The sequence below is a fragment of the Alicyclobacillus shizuokensis NBRC 103103 genome (assembly GCF_001552255.1).
In the GTDB taxonomy this organism is placed as follows: domain Bacteria; phylum Bacillota; class Bacilli; order Alicyclobacillales; family Alicyclobacillaceae; genus Alicyclobacillus_G; species Alicyclobacillus_G shizuokensis.
In genome coordinates, this window is the sequence record NZ_BCQV01000036.1 from 13,248 (window position 1) to 39,792 (window position 26,545).

General features: G+C 61.8%; 24 protein-coding genes and 1 riboswitch. Of the genes, 18 read left to right on the plus strand and 6 right to left on the minus strand.

Annotated elements, in window-relative coordinates; all coding sequences use genetic code 11:
• Positions 1-91 precede the first annotated feature (91 nt).
• The 3 genes from ASH01S_RS13505 (at position 92) to ASH01S_RS13515 (ending at position 4,031) form a co-directional block, all read left to right on the plus strand.
• Positions 92-1,333 carry an aminopeptidase gene (locus ASH01S_RS13505; protein ID WP_067928979.1) on the plus strand — a complete coding sequence of 414 codons (1,242 nt, stop codon included), beginning with the start codon at positions 92-94 and terminating at the stop codon, positions 1,331-1,333.
• A gap of 76 nt (positions 1,334-1,409) precedes the next feature.
• Positions 1,410-2,492: an NAD(P)H-dependent flavin oxidoreductase gene (locus ASH01S_RS13510; protein ID WP_067928980.1), complete on the plus strand. Its 1,083-nt coding sequence runs from the start codon at positions 1,410-1,412 to the stop codon at positions 2,490-2,492.
• A gap of 90 nt (positions 2,493-2,582) precedes the next feature.
• Complete coding sequence (locus ASH01S_RS13515; RefSeq protein WP_067928981.1) at positions 2,583-4,031, plus strand: NAD-dependent malic enzyme; 1,449 nt, start codon at positions 2,583-2,585, stop codon at positions 4,029-4,031.
• 93 nt (positions 4,032-4,124) lie between these two features.
• Here the strand turns inward: ASH01S_RS13515 and ASH01S_RS13520 are convergent, their stop codons facing one another.
• The 4 genes from ASH01S_RS13520 to ASH01S_RS19695 form a co-directional block, all read right to left on the minus strand.
• Positions 4,125-5,438, minus strand: coding sequence for an ammonium transporter (locus ASH01S_RS13520; protein WP_083517167.1), 1,314 nt, complete (start codon positions 5,436-5,438; stop codon positions 4,125-4,127).
• Positions 5,439-5,602: 164 nt separating this feature from the next.
• Entirely contained in the window at positions 5,603-6,802 is a 1,200-nt protein-coding gene (locus ASH01S_RS13525) for a molybdopterin molybdotransferase MoeA (protein ID WP_245629087.1), read from the minus strand.
• A 32-nt stretch (positions 6,803-6,834) separates the two neighbouring features.
• Positions 6,835-7,410: a molybdopterin-guanine dinucleotide biosynthesis protein B gene (mobB, locus tag ASH01S_RS13530; protein ID WP_169794238.1), complete on the minus strand. Its 576-nt coding sequence runs from the start codon at positions 7,408-7,410 to the stop codon at positions 6,835-6,837.
• Entirely contained in the window at positions 7,410-7,643 is a 234-nt protein-coding gene (locus ASH01S_RS19695) for a hypothetical protein (protein ID WP_067928984.1), read from the minus strand. Before ASH01S_RS19695 ends, mobB begins: the two co-directional genes overlap by 1 nt.
• 337 nt (positions 7,644-7,980) lie before the next feature.
• On the opposite strand from ASH01S_RS19695, the gene ASH01S_RS13540 reads away from it, so the two are divergent.
• The 14 genes from ASH01S_RS13540 (at position 7,981) to ASH01S_RS13605 (ending at position 23,040) form a co-directional block, all read left to right on the plus strand.
• The gene (locus ASH01S_RS13540; RefSeq protein ID WP_067928985.1) at positions 7,981-8,721 is read left to right on the plus strand and encodes an iron-containing redox enzyme family protein; all 741 of its coding nucleotides are present in this window, start codon (positions 7,981-7,983) and stop codon (positions 8,719-8,721) included.
• Between the two features lie 6 nt (positions 8,722-8,727).
• Complete coding sequence (gene cobT / locus ASH01S_RS13545) at positions 8,728-9,789, plus strand: nicotinate-nucleotide--dimethylbenzimidazole phosphoribosyltransferase (RefSeq protein ID WP_067928986.1); 1,062 nt, start codon at positions 8,728-8,730, stop codon at positions 9,787-9,789.
• A gap of 372 nt (positions 9,790-10,161) precedes the next feature.
• Positions 10,162-11,769 carry a sodium:solute symporter family protein gene (locus tag ASH01S_RS13550; RefSeq protein ID WP_067928987.1) on the plus strand — a complete coding sequence of 536 codons (1,608 nt, stop codon included), beginning with the start codon at positions 10,162-10,164 and terminating at the stop codon, positions 11,767-11,769.
• 13 nt (positions 11,770-11,782) lie between these two features.
• Complete coding sequence (locus ASH01S_RS13555; RefSeq protein WP_067928988.1) at positions 11,783-12,022, plus strand: hypothetical protein; 240 nt, start codon at positions 11,783-11,785, stop codon at positions 12,020-12,022.
• 155 nt (positions 12,023-12,177) lie between these two features.
• Positions 12,178-12,654 carry a flavin reductase family protein gene (locus tag ASH01S_RS13560; RefSeq protein WP_067928989.1) on the plus strand — a complete coding sequence of 159 codons (477 nt, stop codon included), beginning with the start codon at positions 12,178-12,180 and terminating at the stop codon, positions 12,652-12,654.
• A 19-nt stretch (positions 12,655-12,673) separates the two neighbouring features.
• Positions 12,674-13,279 (plus strand): cob(I)yrinic acid a,c-diamide adenosyltransferase, encoded by a 606-nt coding sequence (locus ASH01S_RS13565; protein WP_067928990.1) that lies wholly within the window; start codon positions 12,674-12,676, stop codon positions 13,277-13,279.
• A gap of 39 nt (positions 13,280-13,318) precedes the next feature.
• Positions 13,319-13,500, plus strand: a riboswitch (cobalamin riboswitch).
• A gap of 138 nt (positions 13,501-13,638) precedes the next feature.
• A complete protein-coding gene (locus ASH01S_RS13570) occupies positions 13,639-14,646 on the plus strand; it encodes an ABC transporter substrate-binding protein (protein WP_067928991.1) in 1,008 nt (335 codons plus the stop codon).
• Positions 14,643-15,668, plus strand: a complete 1,026-nt coding sequence (locus ASH01S_RS13575) for a FecCD family ABC transporter permease (protein WP_067928992.1) — start codon at positions 14,643-14,645, stop codon at positions 15,666-15,668. The genes ASH01S_RS13570 and ASH01S_RS13575 overlap by 4 nt, the downstream gene beginning before the upstream one ends.
• Positions 15,665-16,495 (plus strand): ABC transporter ATP-binding protein, encoded by an 831-nt coding sequence (locus ASH01S_RS13580; RefSeq protein WP_169794239.1) that lies wholly within the window; start codon positions 15,665-15,667, stop codon positions 16,493-16,495. Before ASH01S_RS13575 ends, ASH01S_RS13580 begins: the two co-directional genes overlap by 4 nt.
• A gap of 5 nt (positions 16,496-16,500) precedes the next feature.
• Positions 16,501-17,034, plus strand: a complete 534-nt coding sequence (gene cobU, locus ASH01S_RS13585; RefSeq protein WP_067929011.1) for a bifunctional adenosylcobinamide kinase/adenosylcobinamide-phosphate guanylyltransferase — start codon at positions 16,501-16,503, stop codon at positions 17,032-17,034.
• Positions 17,031-18,020, plus strand: a complete 990-nt coding sequence (gene cbiB, locus ASH01S_RS13590; protein WP_067928993.1) for an adenosylcobinamide-phosphate synthase CbiB — start codon at positions 17,031-17,033, stop codon at positions 18,018-18,020. The genes cobU and cbiB overlap by 4 nt, the downstream gene beginning before the upstream one ends.
• On the plus strand, positions 17,999-18,787 hold the full coding sequence (locus ASH01S_RS13595; protein WP_067928994.1) for an adenosylcobinamide-GDP ribazoletransferase: 789 nt from the start codon (positions 17,999-18,001) through the stop codon (positions 18,785-18,787). Before cbiB ends, ASH01S_RS13595 begins: the two co-directional genes overlap by 22 nt.
• A gap of 2 nt (positions 18,788-18,789) precedes the next feature.
• Positions 18,790-21,483: a cobyric acid synthase gene (locus tag ASH01S_RS13600; protein WP_067928995.1), complete on the plus strand. Its 2,694-nt coding sequence runs from the start codon at positions 18,790-18,792 to the stop codon at positions 21,481-21,483.
• A gap of 81 nt (positions 21,484-21,564) precedes the next feature.
• Positions 21,565-23,040, plus strand: coding sequence for a potassium/proton antiporter (locus ASH01S_RS13605; protein ID WP_067928996.1), 1,476 nt, complete (start codon positions 21,565-21,567; stop codon positions 23,038-23,040).
• 25 nt (positions 23,041-23,065) lie between these two features.
• Here the strand turns inward: ASH01S_RS13605 and ASH01S_RS13610 are convergent, their stop codons facing one another.
• Positions 23,066-23,992, minus strand: coding sequence for a GNAT family N-acetyltransferase (locus ASH01S_RS13610; RefSeq protein ID WP_067928997.1), 927 nt, complete (start codon positions 23,990-23,992; stop codon positions 23,066-23,068).
• A 160-nt stretch (positions 23,993-24,152) separates the two neighbouring features.
• Here ASH01S_RS13610 and ASH01S_RS13615 point away from each other — a divergent pair, with 160 nt between their 5' ends.
• Positions 24,153-25,769, plus strand: coding sequence for an FMN-binding glutamate synthase family protein (locus ASH01S_RS13615; protein WP_067928998.1), 1,617 nt, complete (start codon positions 24,153-24,155; stop codon positions 25,767-25,769).
• Positions 25,770-26,209: 440 nt separating this feature from the next.
• Here the strand turns inward: ASH01S_RS13615 and ASH01S_RS13620 are convergent, their stop codons facing one another.
• Positions 26,210-26,512 carry a hypothetical protein gene (locus ASH01S_RS13620; protein WP_067928999.1) on the minus strand — a complete coding sequence of 101 codons (303 nt, stop codon included), beginning with the start codon at positions 26,510-26,512 and terminating at the stop codon, positions 26,210-26,212.
• Positions 26,513-26,545 lie beyond the last annotated feature (33 nt).

Sequence of the window (26,545 nt, forward strand, 5' to 3'; positions counted from 1 at the left end):
CGGCGGAACGGATTTCCTATACTGAGAATGGCAAGCACAAGATGGACTGTTTGAAACCGGAGACAGTTGAACGCGATAGGGGGCCTCGACCATGCCGGCAGACACGCATTGGTTGACATCATACGCGGAGTTGGCGATAGAAATGGGGGTGAATCTGCAGCCGGATCAGACCCTGGTCATCCTGGCTCCGGTCGCGGCCTGCGAATTCGTGCGGTGTGTGGTTGAAACCGCCTACGGGTATGGGGCCAAGGCCGTGCACGTGCTGTGGGATGACGACCGGGTGACACATGCGCGCTTGCAGCACGAGCGGCCGGAACAATTGCGGCAATATCCGGCCTGGAAGGCGCAGGCTTATCGGGATCTGGTAGACACACGGGCCGCCTTTCTCACGGTCGTCGCACCGCATCCGAAGTTGATGGACGACGTGCCGGCCGAGCGCATGGCGCTGGCCATGCGCGCCGCAGGTCAGGCCCTGGCTGCCTACCGGGAGGCCGTCCAGTCGGCGCAGGTAAGTTGGTCGATTGTGGCCGTGCCCAATGACGACTGGGCGCGAGAGGTGTACCCGCAGAGCCCACCGCCTGAGCGGCTGGAGCGGTTGTGGCAGGCGCTGGCGCGCGTCATCCGCCTGGATACGGCCGACCCCGTAGCGGCGTGGAAGCAGCACCTAGGGCAGTTAACGAGGCGAATCGAGGCGCTCAATGGGGCGCGTTTTCGGCAACTCCGCTATCTGGGCCCAGGGACCGATTTACGGATTGGCTTGCCAAGCGAACACGTGTGGCTTGGCGGGGGCACCACGACCCAGGATGGGATCTTGTTTGTTCCGAATCTCCCGACGGAGGAATGCTTTACGGCCCCGGTGAAGACCGAAGTGGACGGCGTGGTGCGCAGTACCCGGCCCCTCTTGCACGGAGGGCAGTGGATAGAGGACTTTGAACTGCGGTTCGAGGAAGGCCGCATTGTGGAGTACAGGGCGCGCGTCGGGCAAGACGTGCTGGCGTCGATTCTCGACACCGACGAGGGGGCCCGTTTCTTGGGCGAGGTGGCCCTGGTTCCGCACAGTTCCCCGGTTTCGCGGGAGGGCGTCATGTTCTGCCATACCCTGTTGGACGAGAATGCTTCCTGTCATCTGGCCATCGGATCGGCGTATCCCATCAATCTCCGAGATGGAGCCAAGATGAGCCGTGAACAGAGGCGCTCCAAAGGCTTGAACGAGAGCCTGGTGCACGTGGATTTCATGGTGGGGTCCGCGCAGCTGAACATCGACGGGCTGGATGCGTCCGGGCGGTGGGTGCCCATCATGCGCCAGGGCGAGTGGGCGGCCGGATTGGTATGAGCGGCTGCGGGCAGCCGCTGGATGGAGGATGGTGCGGGGTTCGTGGGGCGCGAAAAAAGCTGGGGAGGGATGTAGGGTGCTGGAAACCCCTGTAACGCGATTGCTTCACATCAAGTACCCGCTGATTCAGGCGGGCATGGCGGGCGGACCGACCACCCCGGAGTTGGTGGCGGCTGTGTCTAACGCTGGAGGACTGGGAACGATTGGCGGCGGCTACCTGCAACCCGAACAACTTCGCCTGCAAATTCGACAGGTGCGGGAGTTGACGGAGAAACCGTTTGCGGTCAATCTGTTTGTCCAGCCGCCTGTACAGGCACCGGCTCAGACGGTCGTCACGCAGATGAACGACTATTTGAATCAGTTGCGCCGCGAGTTGGGTCTGCCCGAACAGACAGAGGCCACTCCTATTGACGCGGACTTTGAGGAGCAGGTTGCCGTCGTCGTGGAAGAACGGGTGCCGGTGTTCAGCTTCACCTTCGGTATTCCCCATCCGGACGTCCTGCGTCGTATTCAGGAACACAGTGTGTGTATTGGCACCGCCACCAGCGTGGGCGAAGCCGTGGCGCTGGAACAGGCGGGGGTGGACGTGCTCGTGGCTCAGGGCAGTGAGGCCGGCGGGCATCGCGGCACCTTTCTGGGACCGGAGGAGCAGGCGCTCATCGGGACGATGGCCCTGATTCCACAGGTGGTGGACCGGGTGCAAATCCCGGTCATCGCCGCCGGCGGCATTGTGGATGGCCGCGGCTTGGTCGCCGCTTTGTCTCTCGGAGCCAGCGCGGTGCAGATGGGAACCGCTTTCTTGGCCAGTCCGGAGAGTGGCGCCCATCCGCTGTACAAACGGCGGCTCATGGAGGCTGAGGAAGACAACACCGAGCTGACGCGGGCCTATTCGGGACGCCTGGCGCGCGGAATACGGACGGAATACATGCGGAAAATGGCGCAGTACCCGGGTGAAATCCCTCCCTATCCGATACAGAACACACTCACGCGAGATATTCGCAAGGCTGCGGCCGAGAGGCATGACCCAGAATACATGTCCCTCTGGGCCGGGCAGGCCCACCCGCTGGTCAACACGCATCCTGCCGCCGCGCTGGTCCAGGAGGTCATGGATGTGGCCGCGGCCACACTGCGCTCCCTGGTTCATGCTGCTCATCCATAGTCCCATCTTCTCTCTCGCCCGCGGTCCCGTAGGATTTATGGTAGTATATCTATTATTTCTATTCTGATAATCTGGCGAGGAGGGGATTGTGTGGCGAATTCGGGTGGGAATGAACTGAGGCTCGTGTTTCGTCTGCGCATTGACAAGGGGGTGCGGTTCAGCGATGCATACACCGCCATCACGGAGGCGGGTGGGGATATAGTCGCCATGGATGTGCACCACGCCACCAAGGAGCACAGCGTACGGGATATCACAGTCAGCGTGCGCAGCGACGAAGACGGACAGCGCGTGGTTGCCGCCTTGCAGTCGCGTCCTGGGATTGAAATCCTGCACGCGTCCGACCGGACGTTCTTAGTGCACCTGGGCGGCAAGATTGGCACCCACTTAAAGGTGCCCGTGAAAAACCGTGACGACCTGTCGATGGTCTACACGCCCGGTGTGGCGAGGGTTTGTCAAGCCATCCACCAGGACCCGAGCAAGGCGTTTCAACTGACTATCAAGCGCAACACCGTGGCCGTGGTTACGGACGGATCGGCCGTACTGGGCTTGGGCAACATCGGGCCGCAGGCCGCTTTGCCCGTGATGGAAGGCAAGGCGATGTTGTTCAAGCAGTTCGCGGATGTGGACGCCTTTCCCATCTGCCTGGATACCCAGGATACGGAGGAAATCATCCGCATGGTCAAGGGATTGGCGCCTGTGTTCGGCGGCATCAACCTGGAGGACATCTCGTCTCCGCGATGCTTTGAAATTGAAGAGCGGCTGCGCCAGGAATTGGACATTCCCGTGTTTCACGATGACCAACACGGCACGGCGGTGGTCATGCTGGCGGGGCTTCTGAACGCACTTAAGATTGTGGGAAAGCGCATGCAAGACCTGTACGTGGTGGTCAGCGGCGTCGGCGCGGCGGGCGTGGCTTGTACGAAAATCCTGCTGGCGTCAGGGGTGCGCGAGGTGGTTGGCTGCGACCGCGCCGGCATTATTGAATCCGGCAAGACGTACGACAACCCCATCAAACAGTGGTACGCCGAAAACACCAACCGGGCGGGGCGGTCGGGCTCCTTGGCCGACGCTATCCGCGGTGCCGACGTGTTCATTGGGGTGTCCGGGCCCGGGGTCTTGCGCGTCGAAGACCTCCAGGCGATGGCGGCCGATCCGATTGTTTTCGCCATGGCCAATCCCACCCCGGAGATTCTGCCGGAGCAGGCGGAGCCCTATGTGCGTGTGATGGCCACGGGGCGATCCGACTATCCGAATCAAATCAACAACGTCCTGTGCTTTCCGGGCATGTTCCGCGGAGCCCTGGATGTGCGGGCGAGAGAAATCAACGAGGCGATGAAATTGGCCGCCGCCCAGGCGATTGCCGCCTGCGTGCCCGAGGACCAATTGAACGAGCAGTATATCATTCCCAGCGTTTTCAATCCGCACGTGGTGGAATCGGTGCGCAGATCTGTCGCCGAAGCCGCCGTCCAAACCGGGGTCGCCAGGCGAGACGTGCGCGATGGCGCACTGGATACAGCCGTGCTGACGGAGCACAATTGACTCAGCCCCGCAGATGGGCGGCAACCGGCTCGACGGCCAACCGGCCACCGTGTGCTTTCCACCGGCCGGTTGGCTGACCGCCAAGGCAAGCGGCTACTCCCGAACCGGATGGGATAGGGAGGCAGCCGGTTGCACCCGGTGTCCGAGGTGGGCCGCCCTGCTCGAACGCGGGGCGGCGGGGCTCCATTCGGCATGCGTTGCCGAGATTCCGTGCTGGCTGAGATCCAGGCCAGCGTCCTCCTCGGCCGCGCTGACCCGCAATGGCACAAAGGAGCCAATCAGCTTGAGGGCGCCGAATGTGGAGACCGCTCCCCACAGGCAGACGACGACGGCCCCGAGAGCCTGCACGGCTACAAGTCGGATGCCGCCCCCGAACAACAGGCCGCCCTGCTTCGCGAACACGCCGACCATCACGGTGCCGAAAAGTCCGCAGGCGCCGTGGACCGCGACGGCTCCCACCGGATCGTCCACATGCAGCGCATCGACCCAGTGGGTGGCGAAGATCATCAGCACCCCTGCGCAGGCCCCGATGACGAGCGCGCCCCAAGCGCCGACATAGGCGCAGCCGGCCGTGATGGCGACCAGGCCGGCCAGGATGCCGTTGATGGTGGCGAGGACGTCCGCCTGGTCGGAGGTGACGAGCGTGTAGGTCAGCGCACAGGCACCACCGGCGATGGAAGCCAGCAGGGTGTTGACGGCGATGGGGGCAAGTTCGGGGGCCTGGGCATTCAACGTACTGCCGGCGTTGAATCCAAACCAGCCGAACCATAGGACATAGGTACCTATGGCAGCCAGGGGAACGCTGCTGGGGGGGAACGGGTTGGCGCGTCCAGCGGCGCCAAACTTCCCGATGCGCGGTCCCAACAAGCGGGCGGCGACGAGCGCGGACATGCCGGCCATGGCGTGGATGGTGGCAGATCCAGCAAAATCGCGCATGCCGAGACGGTTCAGCCAGCCATCAGCACCCCATATCCAATGACCAGAAACGGGATAAATGACGGCCGTCATGATAAGTGCGAACAACAGATACGCCTTGAAATTCATCCGCTCCGCCACAGCGCCGCTGACGATGCTGATGGCCGCCACCGCGAACGCGGCCTGAAACAACCAAAAGGCGTCGTGAGGCACCGTGGTTGGCAGGTGCGTCAGCGAGCCAGAGAGGGCAAATCCAGAGGTGCCGATGACTCCGCCCGCGTCGCGGCCGAACATCAGGCCAAAACCGATTACATAATAAGCCAACACACCGAAGATGAGATCGACGAAGACCTTCATGATGATGGAGACGTGGTTCTTGGAGCGGATAAGACCGGCCTCCAGGAGCGCAAATCCGCCCTCCATAAAGAAGATCATCGAGGCGGTCAGCACCACCCAAACCGTGTTGAGTCCAAGCGCCAAGTGGTTTCCCATCGATCCATCTCCGTTCTCTGGCTGTTCTTTCACCCATTATGCGGGGGAGGCGGGGGAATGAAAACTGTTTGTGTCAGGAAATATAACAGACGGATGTGATGTAATCGGATTCATATGGAGGAGCCCGTATCGTACGGAGGAGAAGGTTGGGGTCGCGGCTGGGATTAACTTCCTGGGTGCAACCAGCGCAGGGGCACCACGGTGCCCGGCGGGCAGGATACATCGTCGACGCGCACCAGGCAATTGGCATCGGCCAGGCTGGACAGCACTCCTGGCGACTGGGATGTCGCCGTGTCTACCCAGACGCGGCCCGATTCTATCCATCCACGCGCCCGCAGCACGCGCGTGTGCTTGACAGGCTTGAGGTTGAGGGGCCGCGTGAGAGCTCCTGAAGCGGGGAAGGGGGTGTCCAGCCAACCGAGGCTGCGGCGAATGACCGGACGGACCAGCACTTCAAACTGGATGAGGCAGGCCGCTGGGTTCCCGGAGAGAGCGAAAACCACCGTCTCTCCCCATAATCCGGCCAGAAGCGGGGTGCCGGGCCGCATCCAGACTTTTTCGAGAACCGGGGTGATTCCCAGGTCCGCCAGGACGTTGGGAACATGATCGGCGTCACCCTTGGATATGCCTCCACTCAGCACGAGATAGTCCACTCCCGAGAGGTTGGTCACCGCGGCGCGGATGGCGGATGCGTCATCCGCCACGGTTTGCACGCTGGTGATGTCCACCCCGTCTTCCAGCAGAGCGGAGGCCAAAAAGGCGTCGTTGGTTGAGTAGATCTGTCCGCGACGCAGCGGCTGCTGGGGGTTTGCCACGAGTTCGCTGCCGGTTATCACGATGGCGGCAGTCGGGCGTACGGCCACGGATACTTCGGGGACGCCGAAGCCGTGGCAGGCGGCTAAGTGGCGGGCGCTCAGACGAGTCCCGCTCGGCACAATAACTTGGCCCGCTCGTGCGTCATCTCCAGCGGGTTGGACCGACTCACCTTCCCGGATGGAGCGCAGCACGATGACCTCGTCTTCGCCGTCGTCTTCACACCACTCGAAGCGCAGGACGCTGTCGGCTCCGAGAGGCAGCGGGGCCCCCGTCATGATGCGGACGGCCTCGCCCGGGTGCACCTCGCCAGCGCTCTCGTCGCCGGCCAGCACACACCCAACCCGGCGCAAGCGAGCGCCGCGCCGGGCGCTCTCCGCCCGCACCGCGTAGCCGTCCATCATGGCGCGGGCGAACGGGGGAACCGAGGCGCGTGCGCTGACCGCCGCCGTGGTAATGCGGCCCAAAGCCTGGGCGACGGGTATCTGCTCGCTGCGCACGGGACGGTGCAGCTGCAACAGCCGGTCAAAGGCGCCGTCCAGGCCTAGCATCGTGGTCAAACCGCATCCCTCCTGGGCCTTTCTCATCCAGACACCAGCCTCATGTCACCCAATCGTCCGGCCTCAATATCCGCGCACAACTCCGCCACCGATCCGTCCGTATACACCGGAACAGAGAGGGCGGTCGCCGTCATCACCAGATCCTCGGTGGTCACGACGGCGCGCAGGTTGTTCACGGCCGAGCTGGCCAACCAGTTCAACTCGCTCGCTTGGCGAATCACCGCCAGCTTGGGGAGCGGGTGGAACTTGAAGCCTTCGACGAGGACGGCATGCAGCGGACGCCCTTGCTGACAGGCGCGATGGACCACGCGGCGGCACAGGACCAGGGGTTGCTCTGCCGCCTGGTCCGCCATGTCCCGCCACAAGGTGCGCCCGCCGCCTGCCAGCACGGTGGCCACTGCGCCGCTGTGGACATATCTTGCGGTGTCGGAGGTCGCCTTTTCCCAGTCGTCCGGAGCGGTTTCCTGCAGGTGACCGTCGTGTTTGATCACCGCGACGCGCCAACCCTGTCTCGTCCACATCTGCAGGATGCGCTCCATCAGCTGGGTCTTGCCCGAATCCTGAAACCCAACGACGGAGACGACAAGAGGGCGTGGCATCATCGCTGCGGATTGTACGGGACACCATTGGCCGCCGGTGGGGTGCTCTTTCCGACCCAACCGGCAAGGGTGAGAATGGTCAGGGCATATGGAAGCATCTGGAGCAGGTTGGACGAGATGCTGGTTCCCTGCAGAGCCAGGCCCAACGCCTGGGCCAACGGAGGATTTTCGCCAACCGCTTGTGCGCGCATCAGGACTACGTTGGAAAACGAGCGACGATTCCACTTTCCCATCTGCTATGACTCCCTTGTAATCATCTCTTTGAACCGGGAGCAAGCTCCCGGTGGACAAAAGCAGATATCAATGGGAGCAATAAATTGAAATTCGATCTGTGTGAACAAAATCCTGCTCTTGCGAGACCATCCGCGCCTGCGTTGGCTGTGACGCGTGCCTGGTTCCTGTCTCCCGACACCGGCTATGGAGACTCTGTGGAAAATGTTTGCCATGTCGCGCGAGATTATGCCGAAGTCATCACCCTGGAACCCACGTGCGGGCTTGGTGTACAGTAGACGTGCCCAAGTGGGCAAGCCTGCGTCGGGTGTGAATGCCACTGTACAAGGAGGATGTTCGGTGCAACGCGGCAAGGAACAGTTCACGACCTATGAGGATGTTGAGCGAGCCCTGGATGCGTTTGTCACGGAAGCTTTTTTTGCCGCCCCGTTTATGACCTCACTGCAATCCGGGCGCTATCAACCGCACCAAGTGCGTCACTTTGCGGTCCAATACAGCTACTATTCGCGGCACTTCCCGAGAGTCCTGGGAGCGGCCATATCGGCGATGGCCCCATTGGCCGATTGGTGGGTGCCGTTGGCCGACAACTTGTGGGACGAGGCCGGTCGGGGAGTGCCTGGTCGTTCCCACGAGGAACTCTACAAAACCTTTCTCTTTTCCGTATATCCAGAGGTTCCTCTTGATGAACGCGGAGTCCCGCTGCAGCCGATGTCGCCGGCCGTCGAGCGGGCGGTCGACACGTTCATACGCTTCTTTCAGAACGCCACCCCGTTGGAAGCGATGGCGGCTGTCGGATTGGGATCCGAAATGTTCGCCGGGCGCGTGATGAAGGCTATCGGAGAGGGTTTCACAAGGCCGGAGTACAATCGTGAGAGGAGCCTGGATGTGCGCTTTTGGGAGGTGCACGCGGATGAGCATGAACCGCGGCATTACCAATTGTGTCGCGACATCCTGAGCCGGTACACAGAACCTGGCGAACTGGCGCTGATGTTCCGGGTGGGACGCGACATCGCCAAATCGGAGGCCGACATGTACCAGGGACTGCATGAGGAAATGTTGGCTCTGCCGCAGGAAGGGTGAGGAGACGTGCCTGTACAATCAGTCATTCAAGACTGCCTGGACAGGATTCGGCCCGTGTCGTCTGCCGCGGCCGATGCTGCCCGTCTCCGATTGGATAGACTGACCAAGCCACTAGGCAGCCTGGGGCGGCTGGAAGACGTGATGGTGCGGGTTGCGGCCATGGTGGCTTCTCCCGCCCCGCGCTTGGAACAGCCGACTTGTCTGGTGTTTGCTGCCGATCACGGTGTCGCCGCCGAAGGGGTCTCGGCCTACCCGCAGGAGGTCACCGCCCAAATGGCGGTCAATATCGCCAGCGGCGGGGCCGTCAGCAGCGTCCTGGCCAGGCAGCACCAGGTTCGCCTGCAGGTGGTGGATGTGGGTGTGACAGCGCCTTTGCGCCACCCTGGCATCCTGAATCGACGGGTGCGTGCGGGTACGCGCAATTTTACCGCAGGGCCGGCGATGACCCGCAGCGAGGCGGAGGCGGCAGTCTGCACCGGGATTGACACCGTTAACCAGGCCCACGCGGCTGGGTGCGGGTTGTTGCTGGTCGGCGAGATGGGGATTGCCAACACGACCCCCGCTGCCGCCATGGCGGCCGTGCTTGGCCAGTGGCCGGTGTCTCAGGTAGTCGGGACGGGAACCGGCATCTCAAAGGCCCAATGGGAACACAAGGTCCACGTAATTGAACGCGCCTTGGACGTCAACCACCCGGATGCGGAAGATCCTTGGCAAGTTTTGGCCGCTCTGGGCGGGCTGGAGATCGCGGCCCTGGGCGGTGCGATATTGGCCGCCGCCGCCCACCGCATGCCGGTCCTCCTGGATGGGCTCATGACCGGGGTCGCAGCCCTGTGGGCGTGCCGATTGGCCGCCGATGTGAAAGATTATCTGCTGGCCTCGCACGTTTCGGCGGAGCCAGGGCACCGTATGGTGATCTCGGCTTTGGGGCTGCAGCCGCTGCTGGACCTGGAACTGAGGCTTGGCGAGGCCTCCGGCGCCCTGTTGGCGTTGCCGCTTTTGCTTGCGGCCCAACGTGTGTTCACGGAGACGGCGACGTTTGAGGAAGCCGGGGTGAGCGAACAAGCTTAGTCTAGCTTCTGTGGCCTTGCTGACCGTGCGATTCGTCCGGTTGTGCGGCCGTGAGACGACAATGCTCTGGATCTTTCGGCTTTGTTTCGATTCTCTTATATGTACGTACAAATGAATCTCTGATAAGCATGCAAACCATGCCAAAATTGGCGTGGTTTGCTGGGTGTTTGTTGAAAGCGGTTGATGAATCCGCTACAATAGACACGTGTTTCGTGACATTTCCATGTCAAATCCGGAATTCCAAGGAGGGTTCTTCTCGAAATCACATCGAAAGGCATATAAAGGAATCTAAGACGTCGTAGATGTACGTACCAATGTGCATACCAATGTCCGAAGATCCTACGTTCCTTCCCGCTAGGAGTGTGACGAACCATGGGCCATGCCCTGTTCCACCCGTCAGGGATCGATTACCTGATTGTGGTAGCCTATTTCGTTTTTGTGCTTGCGGTGGGATTCCTGTTGCGCAAGCAAACGACCACTGGGGAAGACTTCTTTCTCTCCGGACGGGCGTTGCCGGCTTGGATAACCGGTATCGCGTTCATGTCGGCTAACCTGGGCTCCACGGAGATCATCGGCATGAGTGCGGGTGGGGCCGAATACGGCATGACACAAACCCACTTTTACTGGATTGGCGCGATTCCGGCCATGGTTTTCATGGGCTTGTACATGATGCCATTCTACTACGCGTCGCGTGCCCGCTCCGTGCCGGAATACCTGAAGCTGCGATTCAATGAAGCCACGCGCGGCGTGAACGCGGCCGCGTTCGCGGTGATGACCATCCTGGTTTCGGGCATCGGTCTGTATTCGATGGCCATCCTGTTTCAAACCCTGGTCGGGTGGTCGTTGAACACCAGCATCTGGGTGTCGGCCGCCATTGTCGTCGTGTATGTGTTTCTGGGTGGATTGACGTCGTCCATCTTCAATGAGGTGACGCAGTTCTTCTTGATTGTTCTGGGGCTCTTGCCGGTGACCGTGATTGGCATGCACAACCTCGGCGGCTGGAGCGGGCTTGCCCACCGCGTGCCGGCCGACTTTTCCCACGTTTGGGCAGGGCTTGGAAGCGCCAACAATTCGCTTGGGGCCAACTGGGTCGCCGTTGTGCTCGGCCTCGGCTTCGTGACTTCGTTTGCGTACTGGACCACAGATTTTTTGGTCGTGCAGCGAACGTTTGCGGCCAACAGCATGCGGGCTGCCCAGGTGACGCCGATTTACGCGTCGTTTATCAAGATGTTCATCCCGTTCATCAGTGTAGTGGTGGGACTGATTGCGCTGGCGGTCTTTCCGCACATCGGCAAAGACGGCACGAGTTACAATTTGGCGTTCCCGCTGTTGATGGCCAAATACTATCCGGTGGGGATGATAGGCCTCGGCATCACAGCCCTGATGGCCAGCTTCATGAGCGGCATGGCCGGCAACATCACGGCGTTCACCACTGTCTGGACCTATGACATCTACCAGGCTTATATCAAAAAGGATGCGTCGGATGCGCACTACCTGTGGATGGGGCGGATCGCCACGGTGGTCGGGGTGCTCATCTCCATCGCCACATCGTACATCGCCGCCGGCTTCCCGAGCATCATGGACTATATGCAAACGCTGTTCTCGTTCTTTAACGCTCCCATCTTCGGTGTGTTTTTGCTCGGGATGTTCTGGAGACGCGCGACCGGCTGGGGCGCGTTCTGGGGATTGGTTTCCGGCATTGCGTTTGCGTTCATCTTCTACTTTTTCCTGCCCTTCCACTTCGCCACGCCCAACGCGGGCAACTTCTGGCGCGCTTGGTGGGTATGGGTGGTTACGACTGGGGTCTGCGTGCTCGTCAGTCTCGTGACCAAACCTAAGTCCGACGAAGAATTGAAAGGTCTCGTCTACGGGGTGACGAAATACCGTTCGTACAAGGGGTACCCGTGGTACAAGCGGCCTGGCGTGTTGGGCTGCATCTCACTGGCGATGTTCATTGCTCTCGACATTATCTTCTGGTAAGGGGTGAGACACCATGGCACCGTCCCCGCACAACCGATTTCTCGATCTGCGCCGCCTGATTGGTGTTCTGTTGACTTTTGACGGGCTGATCATCGCCATCTACGGTGCCGTCAAGCATCCCGGCAATCCCGATGTCCCGCTGAACCTGGACCTTTGGTGGGGATTGTTGGTCCTGGTGGTCGGCCTGCTGTTTTTGTTCGCTTCTTTGCGCCCGCCGAAGCCGCCCGAAGAGGAGCCCGATTCTTTGTCATAACAGCACCCCGTTGGCCGCTGGCGCGCCACCCGGGGAGACCCGGGTGGCGCTTGCAATTTTTTGTTTCCCGCGAGAAGATGAAAGAGGAAGCAACTGGCCAGGTTTTCCTGCGCAATCTTGGCAGCACAATCTTCATCATAAAGGAGCGATGACGGATGGACGAACAGGCGAAAAAGACCGCGCTCAGAGGCATCACATACGGGTTGTACGTGATTGGTACGAAGGTCGGCGACGACGTAAATGCGTTCACGGGCAACTGGGTGACCCAAACCTCATTTACGCCGCCTCTCGTCGCCGTGGGAGTCAAGAAGGGAACAAGCTCCTGTGACGGAATTCTGGAGAGCGGCGTGTTTTCAGTTAACGTGCTGGAAAGCGGACAGAAAGACCTCGCGTTCGCGTTCTTCAAGCCGGTCTCGCGGGTCGGCAACAAATTCGGGGACATCGAGTTTTACACGGCGACGACAGGCAGCCCCATTCTCAAGGACGCTTTGTCTTGGTTTGAGTGCAAGGTGGTGGACCACAATGACCGAGGCGACCATGTGTTGGTCGTCGGGGAGGTCATCGATGCCGGTGTGCATCGCGAGGGGAAGCCGCTGACGTTGGGCGAATTGGGCCTGTTTTACGGCGGATGAGCGGAGGGACAAACGGCGCATGCGCATTTACACCCGCGGCGGCGATAGAGGAAAGACCACTCTGATTGGCCGCAAGCGCAGGTTCAAGTCGGACGCGCGCGTCGAGGCGTACGGCAGCGTGGACGAGGCGGGGGCGTTTCTGGGCTTGGCCTGCAGTTTCCTCAGGCCTGACGAGGACGCCGATATCCTCGACCTTTTGGGCGGTGTCCAGCAGCGCCTGTGGGATGTCGGGGCCGACCTGGCGGCACCCCCGGACGCGGGTTTCACGTATCGAACACCCGACACCGCGGCCGCGGAACTGGAACCGATGATAGACAAATATCAGGCGGAGGCGGGACAACTCAGCCAGTTCATCATCCGCGGCGGCGACACGGCGGCGGCCGCCCTGCACGTTGCCTGCACCGTGGTGCGGCGGGCCGAACGCCGTGCTGTCGCCTTGATGCAGCAGGAGGAACTCCACCTACCGGCGCTCACCTACCTCAATCGGCTGTCCGACCTCTTGTTTGTCCTCGCGCGGGCTGTCAATGCCCGCCGCCAGCTTGGCGATGTGGTCTATGAGCGCAGCGGGGAAGTGTTTCGAGAACCGCACGCGGCACCCAAGGCGGACAGAAAATCGGACAATTGACAGTGCGTTGGCGACTTCTGTACAATTTCGGTGGACAAACTATCATTTCGCCTGTCAGGTGCCCTGCGTGAGCAGGGAGAATAGGGAAACCGGTGCGAATCCGGTGCGGTCCCGCCACTGTGATCAGCGGTTTGGGCGGGCGTCACTGCGGCTAAGCTGTGGGAAGGCGTTCGCTGGTCAGTGCTGAGAGCCAGGAGACCTGCCTGACGGGTGTGCGAGCTGAACCTTCGAGGAGAGGTTGAGTGCGCCGACGGGCATTTTCACCCAGTGCGTGAACTCTGCCTGCGGGCGGAGTTTTTCTATGACCACTCGCAAACGACTCGCAAGGGGACGCTCCAGACTGGTGGATGGAGGGTTCCATGTTGAAGCACAAGATGATCTCGGTCGCCACAGTAGCTGTGCTCACTGCCGCGCTCGCGGCCGCATGCGGCAGCCCAGGAGCGGGCAACCATGCGTCCGGCGCGAACCTGTCCGGCGGCAACAGCGCGTCCGGAACCGGCAGCGCGCAAACTGTGCACTATCCCCTGACGCTGACCGACGATGTTGGCCACAAGGTGACGTTGGACAAGCAGCCTCAGCGCATCATATCCGCGACGGAGGGCACGGACGAAATCCTCACGGCGCTGGTGTCCAAGAAGAAAATCGCTATGGTCACCTCCTACGCGGCAGATCCCAGCTACTCCAATGTTCGCTCCTTCGTCAAAGGCATTCCCACCATCTCCGACGCCGCCACCGATGCGGAGAAGATCCTGGCCGCCAAGCCCGACCTGGTGCTCTTGGCGTCCTATACCAAACCAGGAGCCGTGAAGCAGATTGAGCAGGCGCACGTGCCCACATACGAGTTTGACAACTTCAACTCCATCTCCGACATCGAGCGCAACATCGGCGTCGTCGGCAAGCTCGTCGGCGAACCGGCAAAAGCTCGCCAGGTGGTGCGGGACATGGAGCGGAGCTTGACCGCCATTCATCAAGCCGTGAAGAGGGAAAAGCCGGTCACCGTGCTGGACTACAGTTCCTATGGCTTTGCGGCCGGGCGCAACACGACGGTCAATGATGTGATCATCCATGCTGGCGGCAAAAACGCGGCTTCCCAGTTGAACGGATGGGCCAAGATCAGCGATGAAGAAGTCGTCAAGTTGAACCCGGACGTCATCATCGACGCTTCGGATGACAAATCGTTTATCAACAAGATCCTGCAAGACCCCAAGCTGCAAACAGTGTCGGCTGTGAAAAACCACCGGGTGTACGTGATCAACAGCGCTGACCTGGGAAGTGTGTCCCAGTATGTGGTCAGGGGCGTTTGGGATGTGGCCCATGTCCTGTACCCGAAGGCCGACCTGCCCAAGGTCACGGTTGCCCGCCCATGACCCGCGTCTCCGCCCTGCTGGTGCTGTGCAGTCTGGCGGTGGCCCTCGCAGTGGCCGCCGCCTTGGAGGTCTCCATCGGTCCCATGATGATTCCGGCGGGACGCCTGATTCCAGACACCTGGGCTTATTTGCATGGCGCGCGCAGCGGCGATGCGGTGGTGATGGGGGCCATTCGCTGGCCGCGCGCCCTGGCGGCCGTTCTCGTCGGGGCGGGACTCGCGGCGACGGGCGCCGTGCTGCAAGCCGTGTTTCGGAACTCCATGGCCGATCCGGCCGTCATAGGCGTCTCCAGCGGCGCCTCGTTGGGGGCGGTGTTGACGATTCAGACCGGTCTGGCCCAGCTGAACGCTTGGTCCACTCCCGTCGGCGCGTTCGTCACCGGGCTGCTTGTGGTCTATGTCATCTACCGTCTTGCCACGCTGCAGGGGAAGACCGCCATCCATGCCCTGCTTTTGGCAGGCGTTGCCGTCGGTTCCTTTTCCAGCGCCATGGTCACTCTGTTGCTCTCGCTGGCGCCGCTGGAGACGATGCAGCAGATGTTGTTCTGGCTCATGGGGGGGCTGGATGGCACGACGTGGATGAATGTATGGATGATTTTGGTGTTCGTGGCGGGTGGATTCGTCGTTTACCTGTGGCACGCACACGCGCTCGACATCCTGTCGCTCGGCGAAGAGCAGGCGGAAGGGCTCGGCGTCCCGTTGCAGCGTACCAAACAGGTCCTGTTTGCCACTTCCGCCCTTGTCGTCGGGGCGTGCGTGAGCGTGAGCGGTGTCATCGCCTTTGTGGGCTTGATAGTCCCGCACTTGGTGCGGATGTGGGTAGGTCCGCGCCATCGTCTGCTGCTTCCGGCCTCGGCGATGGGCGGCGGTATCCTCTTGGCGCTGGCCGATGTGCTCGCGCGCATGGTGCTGCAGCCAGTGGAACTGAACGTGGGCGTCGTCACGTCCTGTTTGGGCGCCCCGTTTTTCCTCTACCTGCTGCGCCGGCATTACCAAGCCTTCGAGCGGGGGGCGAAAGGTTGAGCGTCCGAGTTGACCTGGAACTCGCCGGGCTGGGTTTACCCCCTCGGTTGCAGGCGGTGTCCGCGCGTTGGCGGGGCGGCCAGGTGATCGGCGTCGTCGGCCCAAACGGCGCGGGGAAATCGACACTGCTGCGGCTCATCGCCGGGGTTCTGCCCGCTGCCACAGGTACGGTGTCGCTCTCTGGGCGCCCTTTACGGGGGCTTGCCAGCAGGGAGCGGGCGCGCTGGTTGGCGTATCTGCCGCAGCAGCTGCCAGAGGACTGCCCGTTCACCGTGCGTGAGTTTGTCGAGATGGGGCGCTACGCACACCGAAGCCCTTGGGGCGGGGTGGGTGGCCACGGATGGCAGGTCATCCACGACTCGATTGCACGTATGGGACTTGGCTCATACGAGGATGTGCCCCTGTCACAGCTGTCTGGGGGAGAACGGCAACGGGCGGGCGTCGCCCGCTGCTTGGCGCAAGAGAGTCCAGTGCTGTTGCTTGACGAGCCGATATCGAACCTGGATGTGCACTATCAGCTCGACATGCTCCAGCGCCTGCGTGAACTGGCAGACGCCGGCAGGTTGGTGGTTGTGGCCATCCACCACCTGGAGTTTGCGGCCCGCTATTGCTCCCAGTTGCTCCTGTTGGACAAAGGGCGCGTGTATGCGTGCGGACGGCCACAGGAGGTGCTGACCGCAGCCGCCCTTCGCGACGTTTTTGGCGTGGAAGCCGAGGTCTTCACGGATGCTCACGCTCACCTTCGCTTCACGTACCTGTACCCCAGGGAGGGTGATGCGCAGAGGCCGTCAACAGCTGTGCAGGCCGGAGAGGAGGCCAACCGTTGAAGTCGGTGTTCGTATTGGGAGGGGCGCGCAGCGGCAAAAGCGGCTACGCGGAACGCTTGGCCTGCACGTTGGCGGCGGAGAGACGCCTGTCGGTGACGTTTGTGGCCACCGCGCAGGCGACGGACGAGGAAATGGCGGACCGGATAGAGCGGCACCGCGAGGCACGCCCGCGCGATTGGGAGACGGTGGAGGAAGCGTTCGACATCGTGCCCATCCTGCGCCGTCAGCGTACGGATCAACTTATCATCGTGGATTGTCTGTCGCTGCTTCTCAACAATTGGATGTACGCTGGGTGCTCCGAGGAGCTTTACTGGCGGCGCGTGAACGCTTTGGCGGATGCGGTGACCATGGCTGTTGGCCCGGTGATTATGGTCAGCAACGAGGTGGGGGCTGGGATTGTCCCGGCGGATGGCCTGTCCCGCCAGTACCGCGACTGGCTCGGATGGTTGAATCAACGGATGGCGGCCGTCGCAAACTCGGTTGTCTGGATGGTGGCCGGGATACCGGTGACTGTGAAAGGTTCGACCGAGACGCCATGATAGCCTGGCCACCGGGATTATCCCATCTCGCTCTGGCCGCATCCGCGTTGCTGTGCGACCGCATCGTGGGCGATCCCGCCCGCATCCCGCATCCGGTGGTCCTCATGGGTTGGTGGGTCCGCCGCGTGGAGGGTGTCTTGTATCGGCCGCAAGCCAGTCCGCGGACGCAGAGGTGGGCGGGTGTCGCCTTGTGGCTGCTCGTGTGCGCCCCGGTGGTGGTCCTCTCGGAAATGTTTCTCGTCCTGTTGTATCACCTCGCCCCATGGCTGGGGTGGATGGGCGGACTGGTCCTGACGAGTACAACCATCGCCTGGAAAGGTTTGCGGGCGGCGGTGGCCTCCGTCTATCAGGCCCTGCAGTGTGAGGGGCTGCCTGCCGCGCGGCTGGCGGTGGGCCAGATTGTCGGTCGGGACACAGCTCACCTGTCCGAACCGGAGGTGGTCCGGGCGGCGCTGGAGACGGTCGCCGAGAACCTGGTGGACGCCGTGGTGTCACCGGTATTGTTCGGGCTTCTGGGTGGACCCTCGCTGGCGATGCTGTACCGGGCGGTGAACACCCTTGATTCGATGGTCGGTTACAAGAACCCTCGGTATCAGTACTTTGGCTGGTTCAGCGCCCGCATGGACGACGGGTTTAACTACGTCCCAGCTCGCTTGTCTGGCCTCCTCTTGCTGGGCGCCGCTGGCTTGTGCGGCGGTAGCATGCGCCGGGGGTGGCGGGCATGGCGGGAGGACGCCCACAAGCACCCGAGCCCCAACGGTGGCATCCCAGAATCCGTCGTGGCTGGAGCCTTGGGGGTGCAGCTGGGCGGTGTCAACTCGTATGCGGGTGTGGTCTCCGTTCGCGCCCGCTTGGGCAAGGCCACCCGGCCGCTTGAGCGAAGGGATGTTTTGCGGGTCATTTCCTATTTAGACAGCGCCGCGTGGTTGCTGCTCGCGGCCTTGACGATAGGGGGCGCGGTGTATTGGCGGTTATCCGCTGGCTGACGCTCGCAGTGCAGTTTGCGACTGTATGCCCAACGCCGCGCGTGCGCGTAGTTCGGGGGTCCGACCTGCACGCGAGCATGGGCCTGGTGCCTGTGGTAGGGCTTGGCCTCGGCGGGTTTCTCTGGATTGTTTATCTGGGATTGGCGGCTGTGCTGCCTGTGCGCACGAGTGCCGCCGTTGCGCTTGCGCTGTACACTGCGAGCACGGGCGCCCTGCACCTGGATGGCTGGATGGATACTGTCGACGCTCTGGCCTGCAGGCGGTCCCGAGACGAGGCGCTGGCGGTCATGAAAGACAGTCGTTCCGGCGCCGTCGGGGTTGTGTTTTGCGTCTTGATGATCTTGGTGAAATACACAGCTTTGGTCTCCGTGCCGGCGGCGTGGCCGGCCGGCGACAAACCTTGGTTGATCCCGGACGCGTGGCTGTGGTGGGCGCCGATGCTCTCCCGGTTGGGCATGGTCTGGTCCATGCGGATGGCGCCTGCGGCTCGACCCGGGCAGGGCTTGGGGGCGATATACGCCGGTCGATTGCCGTTGCCTGTAATCTTGCTGGCTACCTTCCTCACGGGTTTATGTGGACTGGCCTTGCTTCCTGCTTGGCACGTCCTTGCCGCTGGCGCGCTCACGCTGGGGGCATGCGTCGGCTTCACAGCCTGGATGCGACGGCGCTTTGGCGGCATGACCGGAGACACCTACGGGGCGCTGCACGAGGCTCTTGAGACGCTGCTGTGGTTGATGGCGGCGGCGTTGTTGGCGCGGGAGGGATGACCATGCTGGACGCCCACGGTGGGCGAATAGAGGATTATATGGAGGATACGGGCCTGGCCGAGACGGAGATTGTGGATTTCAGCGCCAATATCAATCCCTTAGGTCCTCCGAGATCCGTGCAGGCCGCCATAGCGGACGCCCTGCCAAGCGTCCGCCATTACCCCGACACCCATCAGCGCCAAGTCAGGCGCGTGTTGTCTGAACGCTTTCAGGTCGGTGAAGAGTATATCCTTTGCGGCAATGGAGCCAGTGAAATAATCGATCTGTTTTTCCGCGCGCTGCGTCCAGCACGTGTCCACCTGGTTGAACCTGCCTTCGCAGAATACGCGCGGTTTGCCCGGCGCAGCGGAGCGGACATCCATGCGCTGACTGCCGCCTCCGAACTGCTGGCCGGGCGACTGGAGCCGGTCCTGAAGAGACTGGACGCGGCGGTGCGACCTGGTGATGCCGTAGTCCTGAACAACCCGCACAATCCCAGCGGCCGCTTCTTTTTCCGCTCGATGTGGGAACCGTTCGTCCTCGATTGGGCGGAACGCGGCGTCTGGGTGTTGTGCGACGAGTCGTTTCTGGATTTTCGGAAGGACGGGGACGCGCACTCGGCCATTCACCTGTCTGCCCAAACGCGGCGCCTTGTGACCGTGCGTTCAGCGACGAAGGTGTACGCCCTGCCCGGCCTGCGCTTTGGTTTCGGCGTCGCGCATCCCGACACAGTGCGCCGTTTGGAGGCGGGACGAGACCCTTGGAGCGTCAACCGCCTGGCCCAAGCGGCGGCCGTGGCTGCTTATCAGGATGAGTCGTTTCTGCAGGCGACCTGGCGTTGGCTGGCAGAGGAACAGGATTTTCTTGCCGCACGCTGGGGGAGCCAGGCAGGCTGGCGGTGGTATGCGGGAGACGCCAACTTTTTTCTCGTTCGGTGGAACGACGCGTCGGTCGAGGGGTTGCTTCTGTATCTCCAACAGCAGGGACTGTTCCTCCGCTCGTGCGCCAACTTTCCGGGGCTGGGACCGAACTTTTTGCGCATTGCCGTCCGCAGCCGTCCAGAGAACGAACGGCTGTGGCAGGCGGTGATGAGCTACCTGCATCCCGCTCCACCCCGTCCCGTCATGGTCCCTCTGCCGCATATCCCAGAGCCCGCTCAGCGCCGGGCCAAAAGTCTCATGCTGGTTGGCACCGCCTCAAGTGTCGGCAAGAGCGTGTTGACCGCAGCGCTGTGTCGCATTTTGCACGAGGACGGGGTGGACGTCGCCCCGTTTAAGGCGCAGAACATGTCGTTGAACTCCGCAGTCACCCCCTCCGGGCGCGAAATTGGCCGGGCGCAGGCGGTGCAGGCCGAGGCGTGCGGAATTCCTCCCAATGAGCATATGAATCCCGTGCTGCTCAAGCCAACCGGTCCGCACCAGAGCCAAGTGGTCTTGCAGGGGCGCGTGTACGACTCGGTCACTGCCAGGGAGTACTTTGCCGGCGACAAGCGTGAGCTGTGGAACGCCGTGCAGGAAAGCTACACCTACCTGGCCGAGCGCCACCAGGTGGTGGTCATCGAAGGGGCCGGGAGTCCGGTGGAAGTCAATCTCAAAGCGCGCGACATCGCCAACTTTAAGGTGGCAGCGATGGCGGATGCGAACGTGCTGCTCGTGGCGGACATCGACAGGGGGGGTGTCTTTGCGTCCATCATCGGTACGCTGGCGCTGCTTGACGCGGATGAACGAGCGCGCGTGAAAGGCATTCTCATCAATCGCTTCCGGGGCGATATGAGCCTGTTTCGTGAGGGAGTGCGGTGGTTGGAACAGCGGACCGGCCTGCCGGTCGTGGGCGTGGTTCCGTTCATTCCCCGCATCGGCATCGATGAGGAAGACTCTGTGGCCTTGGACTCCATCCGCTACCAAGGCGGAGGACGGGCAACGGACCATCACCCGGTCCCCGTGGCGCACCAACTGCGGATCGCCATTGTGCGGCTACCGCACATCGCCAATTTTACCGATTTCGACCCACTGTTTCTGGAGCCGCAGGTAGAGGCTCACTTTTGCGCCCGGCCAGAGGAACTCCAGGGCGCGGCTGCGGTCGTACTGCCGGGGACCAAGAGCACGTTGCTGGATCTGGCCTGGCTGCATGAGTCCGGATGGGTACAGGCCTTGCAATCGTTTGTCGAGGCGGGCGGATGGGTGCTCGGCGTCTGTGGGGGCTTTCAGATGCTGGGCGTGCATGTACTGGATCCGTACGGCATAGAGGCTGGGGTGAACGAAGAGCCAGGACTTGGCCTCCTTCCAGTCAGCACGGAAATTTTGCCACACAAGCGCACCGTGCTGGTCCGGGCGGAGTTGATGGGCCCGTTTGCGCCCCTGCGCGTGGACGCGTACGAGATCCACATGGGGAAAACGAATTGGCGAAGTGAATCGGTGCTGCCGTTTGCCCGTCTAGAGGACGACGCCGATGGACGGGTGCGTACGGACGGGTGCATCGCCGAAGACGGTCGTGTCATCGGCACCTATCTGCACGGGATACTCCACAATGACGATTTTCGGCGTGCTTGGTTGCGCCGCCTCTGTCAAGCGCGGGGCATTCCTTTTTCCCCGGTGCCCCTGCGGGTGCAGGCGGTGCGGGAGGAGGCGTTGGCACACCTGGCTGAGGTGGTGCGCAACCATGTCCAGCTTCCCCGGATCTATGAATGGCTGGGGATATCGAGCGGTTTTGTATCTTAAGGTGAGTTTGGTAAACTAATTCTTGAGCCTCTTGCAAGGTGAAGACACGGACAGATACGTCCGTTGGCCAGGAGGTGAAAGATGGAAGTTGGACTGCTGCTGTTGTCGCTTGTCCTGATTGCTGGCGTCTGTTCAGCCCGGGTGAACAGTCGCATTGGATTTCCGGCGTTGATAGGCTTTGTCTTGATAGGCGTCCTCATTGGCCCCAACGGGTTCGGCATCGCACCGCGTATCGATGAACACGTGGCCCAGTACCTCGGTTATGTCGCTTTGATTCTCATCCTGTTTGAAGGTGGCTTGCATACCTCCTGGACACGCATCCGCAACGCGTGGGCTCCTTCTCTATCATTGGCCACGTGGGGCGTGCTCATCAGTTCGGCTTTCATGACGGTTTTGGCTCTGGAATTGCTCCATCTGCCGTTTTACGCGGCGGCGCTTTTGGGGGTGGCCGTCAGTTCCACCGATGCGGCCTCCGTGTTCTCCATCCTCGGAGGAGCCTCCCTGCGGCGCAGGTTGGTGGACATCCTGGAGGTCGAGTCCGGCACCAATGATCCGATGGCGTTCTTTCTCACGCTCATCCTCATCGAGTGGGCGGAGCGCGGGCCGGGTTCACCAGGGGCCGCCACCCTGCATGTGGTTGTCCTGTTCGGTCTGCAGATGCTGGTCGGTTTGGCTGCCGGAGTGGCCATTGGGTATGCGGGCTCCTTCGTGAATCAGCGCATCAAACTTGACACCGGCGGGCTCTATCCGACCCTCTCTCTGGCGTTTGCTCTGCTCGCCTTCGGTGTTGCCGACGTCTTCAATGGCAGCGGGTTTCTGGCGGTGTACGTGGCGTCCGTGTGGATGGCCAACCATCGTCTCGAACACCGCTACAGTATCCTGCGTTTCCACGAAGGCGTCTCGTGGACCATGCATATCATCATGTTTGTGGTCTTGGGGCTGCAATTGAACCTCACCGGGGTTTACCGCATTATGGTTCCCGGCTTGGGACTGGCGGTCGGGGCGCTGTTTCTGGCCCGGCCGACAGCCGTGTGGCTGTCCACGTTGGGCATGGGCTTGAACTGGCGGGAAAAGGTGTTCTTGAGCTGGGCCGGTTTGCGAGGCGCCGTGCCCATTGTGTTGGTCCTGACGGCCATGCTTGCCCCTGTGTATACACCCGGAACCATGCTCGACGCCGTGTTTTTCGTTGTGCTGGCCTCCACTTTGGTGCAGGGCTTGACGGTGGTTCCGTTCGCCAAACGACTTGACTTGTTTGATCCGTCCCCCTCCGAAGGACTGTTTGAGTTGGTGGCGATTGCCCGGGAGAATGCGATTGTCCTGCCGGTGGAGATTGTCGCGGATTCGCCTCTGGTAGAAAAGAAGCTGGTCGAAGTCCCGTTTCCGCCCAATACCCTCTGTTACGCCGTCGTTCGCGGTGCCAGCGTCCTGGTTCCGCGAGGGGCAACGCGGCTGCAGGCGAATGACCACCTGTTGGTTCTGTCCGACCGGCGGCACATTCCGGACTTAATGCGCCTGTTTGCCAACGAGTCTGTGGGTTCACCGCAATTCCTTCCATGACAGCGCGTCGACAGCGGGAAAGGCGTCATCCCAGGGCCGGATCGAGCAGCCCGTAAAGCCAGAGTCGCCGGCCCGGCAGCGGCACGCCTCGCCACGTCATCAGCGGCGAGATCATGGTCTCCTGCCAACCGGCCTGCTCAAGATAGCGGCGGAATTCGGTTTGGGCGCTGGGCACGTCCACGCGTATCATCCCGGTTTCCAGCCGTTCGGCTGCTGCCGTCACACTCTTGGCCACATCCAGGGATTCCGCCAGCAGTGGGCCAATGGCGACTGCTCCGGGTCTGGGCACAAGGACGGCGGTCCCAACGAGTTGTTGTTCTCGATTCAGTGCAGCTATGGACAAACGGGCGAGGCTTCGCAGCGCCTGTCGATCCGGTTGATCTTCGGGGGAGAGGAACAGGTGATGGCGGGGTGCGCCGTTGGCTTCCTGGTCGAGGCGGGCAATTTGGGGCCAGTGCCTGGGGCTGACTTCCACGCCTCTCGCCAGCTGCCAGCCATTCTCCGCTTCTTCGCCGGCGAAGATGTCCGCGTGGACGCTGGGCGACGCTGCGTCGCTGCCAACCGGACGCTGCATGCGGTGGATGAAGCCGACCGTCTCAAACCCCAGCGATTCATAGAGACGGTAGCCCGGGGCAGTGGATAGCAATGACACGCAGGCCGCTCGCGACTGGGCGTAAGCTAAGCAGACGGATACCAAACGGCGTCCGATGCCGCACCGCTGGACATCAGGGCGAACCATGACCATGCCGATGGAGGCCCACGTGGGTGGGTAGGCGAATACGGCGGCGGTCGCCAGCAATTGGCGGCCGCGACGCAGGCCAATTACCCACCCGGCGGTCAAGAGCCACAGCACCTGTTGGCGGCGAAACGCCCATCCCAGCTGAGCCGCCAGCTCCTGAACGGCCGCCGCGTCCGAAGTGCGCAAAACCTCCCAGTCGTCGCTGTTGTTCATCCGTTCCTCTCCTTATGCTCCCTCTGATCTCTGACGCCCATTCTATCACGGTGCACTGGAAGCGCGTACCAAGCTGCCGTCGCTGCGGGGCCAGGAGGCATAACTGGGGGTGATTTCGCGAACATTGTAACCTGTCACAGTCAAGACAGGGGGATTGTTGATGCATCCACTGCAAACGCTGGCCGATGTCTGCGTCATCATCGCCTTCATCCTGGGCAGCTTTTTCCTGCTCGCGTTGGCGGGGATTGTCCTGATGCTGTATGTGCACGACCGGCGGCAAGACCAGCATCCCGTCCTGCGCAATTTTCCGGTTATTGGCATGGCGCGCTATTTTTTCGAGAAGATAGGTCCTGAACTACGCCAGTACCTGTACAACAGCGACACGGAGGGCAAACCGTTCTCCCGTGTCGACTACGAGACCATCGTCAAGAGCGCCAAGTATCAACGCAATGTGATTGGCTTTGGCTCACAGCGGGATTTCGACGGGCCCGGGTATTACATCCGCAACGCAATGTTTCCCAAGCAAATGGAGGAGTTGCGGATGGACCGAGAGACGCGCATACAAAGCAAAAAGTATGTCCTGGTCTCCGATCCGCTGTTTGGACCACGCACGGAGAAGTGGGTGGATGCCAATCCGTTGGCGTACCTGTTGGCGGACGAGGATGCGATCACGATTGGCGCGGGAGTTCCGCACCCGTTTGTGGTCAAAGGTCAGATTGGCATGTCCGGCATGAGCTTTGGCGCCCTGGGCAGCCACGCCATCTTGGCTCTCTCGCACGGCCTGGCCATCGCCCAGGGAACTTGGATGAATACGGGCGAAGGCGGGCTGTCGTCCTACCACCTGGACGGTGGGGTGGATATCATCATGCAGATTGGTCCTGGATTGTTCGGGGTGCGCGACGTCAAGGGTCGGTTCAATTGGGATGAACTGCGGCGCAAGGCGGAATTGCCGCAGGTGCGCGCCTTTGAGTTGAAACTGGCGCAGGGAGCGAAGGCGCGTGGCGGCCATATCGACGGTGACAAGGTGACGCCCGAGATCGCCAAAATTCGTCTGGTGGAACCCTATAAGCCTATTGACAGCCCAAACCGTTTCCATGAGTTCGACGACCTACCGTCACTGTTCGATTTCATGGAACGCATCCGTGCCGCGACCGGCAAGCCCGTGGGGATGAAAATGGTGGTGGGAAGTCCAGAACAGGCTGACGAGTTGGCGGCGTACATGCGCCATGCCGGGGTGGGGCCGGATTTTATCACCATCGACGGCGGGGAGGGCGGGACGGGAGCTTCTTACCAAGAATTGGCGGACACCGTGGGACTGCCCATCAAGTCGGCACTGCCTCTGGTCGACGCCGCCCTGGTTCGCCACGGGGTGCGCGACCGGGTGAGGCTCATCGCTTCCGGAAAATTGTTTTCCCCCGACCGAGTGGCGGTCGCCCTGGCCATGGGAGCGGATCTGGTCAACATTGCCCGCGGATTCATGATCACGGTGGGCTGCATTCAGGCCCTGAAGTGTCATGCAAATATCTGTCCGGTCGGGGTTGCCACAACCAATCCTGCTCTGGAGAAGGCGCTGGTGGTCGACGAAAAGAAGTACCGAGTGGCCAACTATGTGATCACGATGCGGGAAGGTTTGTTTCGGCTGGCGGCTGCGGCTGGCCTGGATTCGCCCGTCCAGTTCACGCGTTCGCATGTGGTTTATCAACACGCCGGCGGGCGGGTGTCCAGTCTGGATGAGGTGGCACCGGTCTTGGGCCGTCAGGGAGTCGCCGGACCCTGACGGCGGCCGTACCCACTCACCGCCCTGGCTGGCGATATGGGGGATGAATGGGTGGAGCAAACGGTATACGCGGCCGCTGGGTGTGCATAGGTGGGACCGGGGGCGCTAGAAGACCCCTCCGCTTGGCGCCCTGGTGGGCAATCTTGACCAACTCCCGGACTCTTTCATCCTGGGCCACATGCAACGCCAAGGAGCCAAACTTGAGAAAGGTGTCCAGTTTCATTCCCTTCACCCGCCTTTTGACGCATGGATTAGGCCCGCAGGCCAAAGGGCTAGGGGCTTTGCCATTACCCTATTCGCTTGACCATTCTGCGTGCTGGCGAATGCCCGGAGCATGGCACCAGGTGGTGTGGACCCTGCACCCGTGGACATGGGCCTGGCTGGTACACCGGGGGTCCCCCTCGTCTAAGGAGGGGGACGCGCTGTGAGTCCTTGACATCTTATTCGTAGGAATTGTTCTGCTGATTGGCCGTCGCCTGTGCCTGCTGCATGGCTTGTTGAGCCTGGTTTAACTGCTGCTGAATCTGCTGCAGTTGTTGCTGCTGCTCGGCGGTCGCCTGCATGCCGGCCTGCGTTTGCGCCTGCTGCAGCTGCTGTTCGGCCTGCTGCAGTTGTTGCTGCGCTTGCTGCAGCTGCTGCGGATTGGTGTTCTGTTGGGCCCGCTGAATGGCTTGCTGTGCCTGTTGAACCGCTTGTTGCAACTGCTGAAGTTGCTGCTGTTGTTGTGCGTTTGCCTGTGGCATGGTGTTGCCTCCTCTTTGTCCTGTTAAGCATGA